General features: G+C 64.7%; 2 protein-coding genes. Both read left to right on the plus strand.

Annotated elements, in window-relative coordinates; genetic code table 11:
* A complete protein-coding gene (locus ABI582_RS20860; RefSeq protein WP_442120160.1) occupies nt 1-7,857 on the plus strand; it encodes an amino acid adenylation domain-containing protein in 7,857 nt (2,618 codons plus the stop codon).
* A gap of 337 nt (nt 7,858-8,194) precedes the next feature.
* A partial coding sequence (locus tag ABI582_RS20865; RefSeq protein WP_442120161.1) for a condensation domain-containing protein occupies nt 8,195-9,658 on the plus strand: 1,464 nt, incomplete at its 3' end.

Raw genomic sequence — 9,658 nt, forward strand, 5'->3', positions numbered from 1 at the left:
ATGGAACTCACTGCAGCACAACGCATCGCCCAACGTTTCGTCGGCCTCCCCGTGGAGCAGCGCCAGCAGATCCTGGAAAAGATGCAGGCCAGCGGCCAGAGCTTCCGCCTGCTGCCCATCGTGCCCGCACGCCAGGGTTTGGCGCGCATCCCGCTGTCGTATGCCCAGCAGCGCCTGCTGTTCCTCTGGCAGCTGGAGCCTGACAGCCCGGCCTACAACGTACCGATGGCGGTGCGCCTGAAGGGCGAGCTGGACCAGGCGGTGCTGCAACAGGCGCTGGATGCGCTGGTGCAACGGCACGAGTCTCTGCGCACGCGCTTCGCTTCGGACGAAGGCGAATTTCATCAGGAAATCCTCGACCACTGCCCGCTGCCACTGGAACTGGCGGTGTTCGACGGTGCCGACGATGAGGCCTCGCTGGGCGCGGTGGTGGACGCCGTACTCAAGCGGCCGTTCGACCTGCTGACTGGGCCGCTGCTGCGGGTGACGCTGCTCCGCGTGGGTGACGAGGAGCATGTGTTGGTGCTGAGCATGCACCACATCATCTCTGACGGTTGGTCGAGCGATGTGCTGGTGCAGGAGTTCATCCAGCTGTATACCGCCCTGGCCGAAGGCCGTCAGGCGCAGTTGCCGGCCTTGCCGATCCAGTATGCCGACTACGCCATCTGGCAGCGTGCCTGGCTGGAAGCCGGCGAAGCACAGCGACAGCTGGAATATTGGCAGGCACAGCTGGGCGATGAGCAGCCGGTGCTGAGCCTGCCACTGGACTTCGAGCGCCCGGCCACGCCAAGCCAGCGCGGCGCGGTGGTGCGCGTGGACATTGCCGGCGAACAGGCCGAAGCCCTGCGCAACCAGGCGCGCAAGGGTGGCCATACCTTGTTCGTGCTGGTGCTGGCGGCCATGGCGGTGGTGCTGTCGCGTTACAGCGGCCAGGCCGATATCCGCATCGGCGCGCCGAACGCCGGGCGCAACCGCAAGGAGCTGGAAGGCCTGATCGGCTTCTTCATCAACACCCAGGTGCTGCGCGTGCAGGTGGACGAGCGCGCCACCTTTGCCGGGCTGCTGGAGCAGGTCAAGGACGTGATCGGCGGCGCACAGTCGCACCAGGAACTGCCGTTCGAGCACCTGGTGGATGCCTTGCTGCCGGAGCGCAACCTGGCCCACAACCCGCTGTTCCAGTTCAAGATCAACCAGCATGTAGCTGCCAGCGACACCGAGCGCAAGCGGCTGGGTACGCTGGAAGTGGAGGGCTTTGCCCGTGACGGCGGCGACGCGCGCTTTGACCTGGCGTTCGATTTTTCCGACAAGGCCGATGGCATCGAGGGCTACTTCACCTACGCAACTGACCTGTTCGAGCAGGCCACCATCGAGCGTATGGCTGGCTCGTTGCGCCATGTGCTGGGTGCGCTGACCCGCGACCTGCAGCAGGTAATCGTCGACTGCCCAGAGCTTGTGGCTGTGCTGCCGGCTGCCGTGCAGTCTTATCCGCAGGGTGACATTCTTGCGTTGTGGCGCCAGGCCATAGCCCAAGGCCAGGCCCACGGCGGCGTGAGAGCCGGTGAGCGGTTCATGACCCAGGCCGGGCTGGAGGCAGCGTCCAATCGCCTGGCCAGCTTCCTGCGCCAGCGCGGTGTGGGTGCTGGCAGCATCGTAGCCCTGTGCTTGCCGCGTTCCATCGAGTGGGTTAGCGCCTTGCTCGCGGTGCTCAAGAGCGGTGCGGCTTACCTGCCGCTGGACGCCCAGCAACCGCAGGAGCGCCTGCAACAACTGATTGCTGACAGCGGTGCTTCAGTGCTGTTGCACGAACCCGGTGATGATCGTTTCACCGACCTGCAAGGCGTGCAGGTGATTGCCTGCGAGCATTCCGCCTGGGCAACCTGCAGCGACAGCCCGGTCGAGGTGGCCATCGCGCCTGAGCAGCCGGCGTACCTGATCTACACCTCCGGTTCGACCGGCCAGCCGAAAGGCGTGGTGGTGAGCCACGGCGCGCTGGCCAGCTACACCCAGGCCGTGCTGGAGCGCCTGCAACTGCCGGGTTCGGCCAGCATGGCAATGGTGTCCACTCCCGCAGCCGACCTGGGCCATACCGTGCTGTTCGGCGCTCTGGCGTCCGGCCGCTTGCTGCACCTGTTGCCGCAAGAGCTGGCATTCGACCCGGATGGCTTCGCCAGCTACATGGCGCAGCATCAGGTTGGCGTGTTGAAGCTGGTTCCGAGCCACTTGCAAGGTTTGCTGCAAGCAGCCCGCGCCGCCGATGTACTGCCTGTCGAGGCGCTGATCCTGGGCGGTGAGGCATGCAGCTGGGGCCTGCTGGAAAAAGTCCGGGAGCTTCGCCCGGGTTGCCGGGTAATCAACCACTACGGCCCGACCGAAACCACGGTCGGTGTGCTTACCTTCGAACCCGCCCAGCCTGTGCCAGGCTGCCGTACGGTGCCGGTCGGTCGCCCGTTGGGCAATGCCTGCGCCCAGGTGTTGGATGGCTACCTCAACCCACTGGCGGCACAGGTGCCCGGTGAGCTGTACCTGGGCGGGCAGGGCGTTGCCCAGGGCTACCTGGGCCAGCCCGCGCTGACCGCCGAGCGCTTCGTGCCGGCCGAGAACGGTTTGCGCCTGTATCGCACGGGTGACCGGGCGCGGCTGACGGCCGATGGCCTGGTCGAGTTCATTGGCCGTGCTGACGACCAGGTGAAAATTCGTGGCTACCGCGTGGAGCCGGGGGAAGTCGGCCGGGTATTGGCCGGCCTGCCTGAAGTCAACGACGCCGTGGTGTTGGCTCTGCCGCTGGAAGGTGATGCCGAGCGCCTGCAACTGGTGGCCTACGCAGTGGTCGATGCTGGCGTGACGACGCAGCAGTTGCAGGGGCAACTGCAAGCACGCCTGCCGGACCATATGGTGCCGGCACAGATGCTGTTGCTGGAGCGCCTGCCGCTGACCGCCAACGGCAAGCTAGACAAACGCGCGCTGCCGGTACCCGGCGCGGTCAGCCGTGGCTACGTGGCGCCGGAAGGTGAGATCGAAGAGAAACTGGCCGCCGTGTGGGCCGATGTACTGAAGCTGGAACAGGTTGGTAGCAGCGACAACTTCTTCGAGCTGGGCGGCGATTCCATCCTCAGCCTGCAGATCATCGCCCGGGCCAAGCGTCAGGGTATCAAGATCACCCCCAAGCAACTGTTCGAGCAACAGACTATCGCCCAACTGGCCCAGGTGGCCAAGCGCATCGAGGCCAAACAGCCGGTAGCCGCAGCGGCAGCCGTGGACACCGCCATCAACGGCGAGGCCGCGCTGCTGCCCGCCCAGTTGCGTTTCTTCGAAATGGATATCGCCCAGCCTGCGCACTGGAACCAGTCCGTATTGCTCAAGCCGGCCGACCCGGTACAGGTGCCGCAACTGGAAGCAGCCCTGCGCGCCGTGGTGGAACACCACGATGCCCTGCGCCTGCGTTTCATCCAAGACAACCGCAAGTGGCAAGCCCGCTTCCAGCCACTGGACAATGCGCCGCTAGTGCGCCAGCACACGTTGGCCTCGCTGGGCGAACTGGACGCTGCCGGCAACGATGTGCAGGCCAGCCTGAACCTGGAGCACGGGCCGTTGCTGCGCGCCGAACTGTTCGACTTCGCCGATGGCCAGCAGCGCCTGCTGCTGGTGGTTCACCACCTGGTGGTGGACGGTGTGTCGTGGCGCGTCCTCCTGGAAGACTTGCAGGAGGCCTACCAGCAATTGCTGAACGGCCAGGCCGTGAGCCTGCCCGCCAAGACCAGCCCGGTGAATACCTGGGCCGAGCGCCTTGCCGCCCACGCCAGTAGCCCGGCCTTGCACGCACAGCAAGGCTACTGGCAGCAGGTGCTGGCCGGCGACAACGCAGAACTTGCGCGTGACAACCCACAGGGCAGCCTGGACAACACCCATGCCCGCACCGCCGCCACGCGACTGGATGCCGAGCGTACCGCCAAGCTGCTTAAGCAGGCCCCAGCCGCCTACCGCACGCAGATCAACGACCTGCTGCTGACTGCACTGGCGCGCACGCTGTGCCAGTGGAGTGCCCAGGACAACGTACTGGTGCAGCTGGAAGGGCATGGTCGCGAAGACCTGTTCGACGACCTCGACCTCAGCCGCACCGTGGGCTGGTTCACCAGCCTGTTCCCGGTGCGCCTTGCCCCTGGCCACGACCTTGGCCAATCGATCAAGCGGGTTAAGGAGCAATTGCGCGCAGTACCGGACAAAGGCATCGGCTATGGCCTGCTGCGCTACCTTGGCGCCCCCGAGGTGCGTGAGCAACTGGCGAGCGCCGCCCAGCCCCGTGTCACCTTCAATTACCTGGGCCAGTTCGACGCCAGCTTTGATAGCGAAGCCAGCGCACTGTTCACCCCAAGCAGTGAGGCGGCAGGCCGCACCCAATGTGCCGGGGCGCAGCTGGGTAACTGGCTGAGCATCACTGGCCAGGTGTACGGCGGCGAACTGTTCCTGGAGTGGACCTACAGCGCCGACGTTCACCACCCGGCCACCATCGAGCGCTTGGCCCAGGCTTACGAGCAGGCCCTGACGGAACTGGTCGAGCATTGCTGCAATGCCCAACACCAAGGTGTGACGCCATCTGACTTCCCGCTGGCCGCGCTGACCCAGGCACAACTGGACAGCCTGCCGCTGGCCGCCGGGCAGATCGCCGATGTGTACCCGCTGTCGCCCATGCAGCAGGGCATGCTGTTCCACACCCTGTACGACCAGCAGGCCGGCAACTACATCAACCAGCTGCGCGTGGACGTGCACGGGCTGGATGTGCAGCGCTTCAAGCAGGCCTGGCAGGCCACGCTCGATGCCCACGACATTCTGCGTACCGGCTTCCTCATGCAGGGCGAACTGGAGCAGGCGGTGCAGGTGGTACGCAAGGCGGTCGAGCTGCCATTCAGCGAGCACGACTGGCGCGGCCAACCGGCGCTGGAGAAGGCCTTGCAGGCGTTGGCCGAAGGCGAGCGCCAGCGCGGCTTCGACCTGGCCGCAGCGCCATTGCTGCGCCTGGTGCTGGTGCGCACGGGCGATGACAGCCACCAGCTGATCTACACCAACCACCATATCCTCATGGACGGCTGGAGCACCTCGCGCCTGCTGGGTGAAGTGCTGCAACGCTATGCTGGCGTGGCGCCGCAAGCGCAGGCCACGCACTACCGCGACTACATAGCCTGGCTGCAAAACCAGGACGCGGCGGTGGCCGAAGCCTTCTGGAAGGCCCAACTGGCTAGCCTCGATGAGCCGACCCGCCTGGCCCAGGCCATCGCCGGCAGCGCAGGCGTTGCTGGCACGGGCTACGGTGACCATCGACTGACCTTCGACCGCGAGCAGACCGCGCGTATCGAAGCCTTCGCCCGGGCCAATCGGGTCACGGTCAACACCTTGGTGCAATCGGCCTGGCTGCTGCTGTTGCAGCGCTGCACCGGCCAGGCCAGCGTGTGCTTCGGCGCCACGGTCGCTGGCCGCCCGGCAGACCTGCCCGGCGTGGAAGAGCAGATCGGCCTGTTCATCAATACCCTGCCAGTAATCGGCGCACCGCGTGCCGAGCAGACCGTGGCCGAGTGGATCGGCCAGGTGCAGGCCGGCAACCTGGCCGTGCGCGAGTTCGAGCACACGCCGCTGTACGACGTGCAGCGCTGGGCGGGGCAGGGCGGTGACGCGCTGTTCGACAGCATCCTGGTGTTCGAGAACTACCCGGTGTCCGAGGCGCTGCAACAAGGCGCCCCCGGTGGCCTGCGCTTTGGTGAGGTGGCCGTACAGGAGCAGACCAACTACCCGCTGACCCTGGTGGTGGAACTGGGGGCGACCCTGTCGATGCAGTACAGCCACGACCGTACGTTGTGGAGCGACGACACCATTGACCGTTTGGCGGGCTACTTCACCAACCTGCTTGAGGCGCTAACTGAAAACGCTGATGCACGGGTCGGTGAACTGCCAATGCTGGCCCAGCCCGAACGGCAACTGATGATCGAAGGCTGGAACCACACCCAAGCGGCCTATCCGAACGAGCGCAGCATTCATTCGTTGATCGAAGCTCAGGTATTCGCCACCCCGGACGCCCCGGCACTGGCATTCGGCAAGCACACACTGACCTACGCCGAACTCAACCGCCGTGCCAACCAGCTGGCGCACAAGCTGCGCGAGCTGGGCGTTGGCCCGGATGCGTTGGTGGGCATCGCCATGGAGCGCAGCCTGGAGATGGTCATCGGCCTGCTGGGCATTGTGAAGGCTGGCGGCGCCTACGTGCCGCTGGACCCGGAATACCCGCAGGACCGCCTGGCCTACATGTTTGAAGACAGCGGCATCGCCCTGCTGCTGACCCAGTCGCACCTGCGTGACAACCTGCCGATTCCGGCCGGCCTGCGCAGCCTGGACCTGGATGTCGAAGACCTCAGCGGCTTCAGCGACGCCAACCCGGCCGTCGATGTGGCGCCGCTGAACCTCGCCTACGTGATCTACACCTCCGGCTCCACCGGTCGCCCGAAAGGCGCCGGCAACAGCCACCAGGCGCTGGTCAACCGCCTGTGGTGGATGCAGAAGGCTTACGGCCTGGACGCCAGCGACAGCGTGTTGCAGAAAACCCCGTTCAGCTTCGACGTGTCGGTGTGGGAATTCTTCTGGCCGCTGATGACCGGCGCGCGTTTGGTCGTGGCTCAGCCAGGGGCGCACCGTGACCCGCAACTGCTGGTCGACACCATCAACCACTACGGCATCAGCACCCTGCACTTTGTGCCATCGATGTTGCAGGCGTTCATGACCCACGAAGCGGTCGAAAGCTGCACCAGCCTCAAGCGCGTGGTGTGCAGCGGTGAAGCACTGCCGGCCGAGCTGGCGCGTCAAACCCTGCAACGCCTGCCGGCAGCGGGCTTGTACAACCTGTACGGCCCGACCGAAGCGGCCATCGACGTCACCCACTGGGCCTGCCAGCCGGACGAAAGCATCAGCGTGCCGATTGGCCAGCCAATCGATAACCTGAAGACCCACATCCTGGAAGGCAGCCTGCAGCCAGCCGTGCGCGGCAGTGCGGGCGAGCTGTACCTGGGCGGGGTCGGCCTGGCTCGCGGCTACCACCAGCGCCCATCGCTGACCGCCGAGCGCTTCGTGCCGGACCCGTTCAGTGATAACGGCGGGCGCCTGTACCGCACCGGCGACCTGGCGCGCTACCGTGCCGATGGCGTGATCGACTACGCCGGGCGTATCGACCATCAAGTGAAAATCCGCGGCCTGCGTATTGAACTGGGCGAGATCGAAGCGCGCCTGCTGGAGCTGGCGAGCGTGCAGGAAGCGGTGGTGCTGGCGCAGGACGGGCCGAGCGGCAAACAACTGGTGGGCTATGTGGTGCCTGCCGACAGCGCGCAAGACGAAAGCGCACTGCGCGACAGCCTGCGTGGAGCGCTCAAGGCCGGGTTGCCGGACTACATGGTGCCTGCGCACTTGTTGCTGCTCGACAAGCTGCCAGTAACGCCGAACGGCAAGCTGGACCGCAAGGCCCTGCCGCAGCCGGATGCCAGCCAGTTGCAGGGTGAATACGTTGCGCCGCAAAGCGAGCTGGAGCAGCAGTTAGCGGCGATCTGGGCGGATGTGCTGAAACTGGAGAGGGTCGGTCTGACCGACAACTTCTTTGAGCTGGGTGGGCACTCCTTGTTAGCCACCTCGGTGATTGTGCGCATCCAGGAGCAAGCGGGTGTAGCGGCCGAACTGAAAGAACTCTTCGAGTACCCGGTGCTGGGCGACTTCAGCCGCCTGCTCGAGGGCAAGGCGCCAATTGTCGATACCACCCAGGACCAGCTGGCCAAGTCCTTGGCGCTGCTGGATAGCCTGAGCATGGAAGAACTCGATGAACTGATTTCCTGAGCCTTCTGCCTTGTGGCAGCAATGGTCTTACACAAGATCTGAAAGCTGGCGCCATCACTGTGGGAGCGGGCTTGTCCCGCGAACACCGGCGAAGCCGGTGCCATGCACTGCGTGGCCCCCTTCGCGGGACAAGCCCGCTCCCACAGTGGACACAGTTCTCTGCGCGACAGCGCCGTCCGCAGGGCTGGGGGATCTCCTGCAGGCCTGGAGCAGCCTCCAGTCTCATGCGTACAGATGCCGCGCGATACCGGCCACGAATTTCCGGCTAAATCCATGCCACCACTCAACCGTCTAACTACGGAGGAAATTGATGAGCTGATTTCTTAGGAGATTCCCTGTGCAAGAGCTGCTCGATACAGTCGTATCGTTGTCCACCCAAAAACGTAAGGCGTTGGCAGCCTTGCTCAAGAAACAAGGCGTGAACCTGTACGGTGTCACGCCAATCCTCCCGAGGACCCCTGAAGAACCGGCGTTGCTTTCCTATGCCCAGCAACGCCTGTGGATTCTGTCGCAGCTGGGCGAGGTCAGCAGCGCGTACAACCTTTCGTCCGTCTTGCGTTTCAAAGGCCATCTGGACATCCAGGCCCTGCAGCGCAGTTTCGAGACCTTGATCGAACGCCATGAAACGCTGCGTACCACTTTCCAGCTGGAGGGGGATCGGGCGGTTCAGGTAATCCACCCTCACATCCCTTTCGAACTGGCTATTGAAGTGCTGGAGCAGGCTGACGACAGCCATCTGCGTCAGCGTGTCGAGGCCGAAGCGCACTTGCCTTTCGATCTGCAGCAAGGCCCGCTGCTGCGTGTGCACCTGCTGCGCCTGGCGGCGGACGAGCATGTGCTGGTGTTGACCCTGCACCACATTGTCTCCGACGGCTGGTCGATGCCGGTGATGGTCAACGAGCTGGTGCAGCTCTACCACGGCCACAGCCAGGGCCAGGCGGTGGAACTGCCGGTACTGCCGGTGCAGTACGCCGATTACGCCACCTGGCAGCGCAACTGGATGGAGGCCGGCGAACAAGAGAAGCAACTGGCTTACTGGACTGCGCAGTTGGGTGATGAGCAGCCTGTGCTGGAACTGCCTGTTGACCGCCCGCGCCCTGCTGTAAGCAGCTATCAGGGAGCGCGTGTCACGGTTGCACTGGATAACGGCTTGGCTGCGGCGCTGAAGCAACTCGCCCAACAGCAGGGCGTGACACTGTTCATGTTGCTGCTGGCCAGCTTCCAGGCACTGCTGCACCGCTACAGCGGGCAGCCCGACATCCGTGTAGGCGTGCCGGTCGCCAACCGCAACCGGGTCGAGACCGAACGCCTGATCGGCTTTTTCGTCAACACCCAGGTGTTGCGCGCCGATTTCGATCTGACGACGACCTTCAGCCAGTTGTTGCAGCAGGTAAAGCAGTGCGCACTGGATGCCCAGGCCCATCAGGACCTGCCGTTCGAGCAACTGGTCGAGGCCTTGCAAGTCGAGCGCAACCCAGGCCACAGCCCTTTGTTCCAGGTGATGTACAACCACCAGACCCAGGCCAAGGGCGCACGCAGCAGCCTTCATGGGCTGGAGATGGAAGAGTTAGCGTGGGAAAGCCACACCGCCAAGTTCGACCTGACCTTGGATACGTTCGAGCACGAGCAGGGTATTGGTGCGGCATTGACCTATGCGACGGATCTGTTCGATGCCTCAACCATCGAGGGCATGGCCCGGCATTGGTTGAACCTGTTGCAGGGAGTCGTGGGTGAACCCGGGCAGCGAGTGGTCGACTTGCCGTTGATGGCTGAGCATGAGCGAATGCAGGTCATTCAGGAC

The organism is Pseudomonas sp. SAS7, assembly GCF_052112345.1.
In the GTDB taxonomy this organism is placed as follows: domain Bacteria; phylum Pseudomonadota; class Gammaproteobacteria; order Pseudomonadales; family Pseudomonadaceae; genus Aquipseudomonas; species Aquipseudomonas putida_Q.

What these genes read in the sequence shown, in the direction of transcription:
- ABI582_RS20860 (WP_442120160.1), top strand. Translation starts at nt 1, where the DNA reads ATGGAACTCACTGCAGCACAACGCATCGCCCAACGTTTCGTCGGCCTC.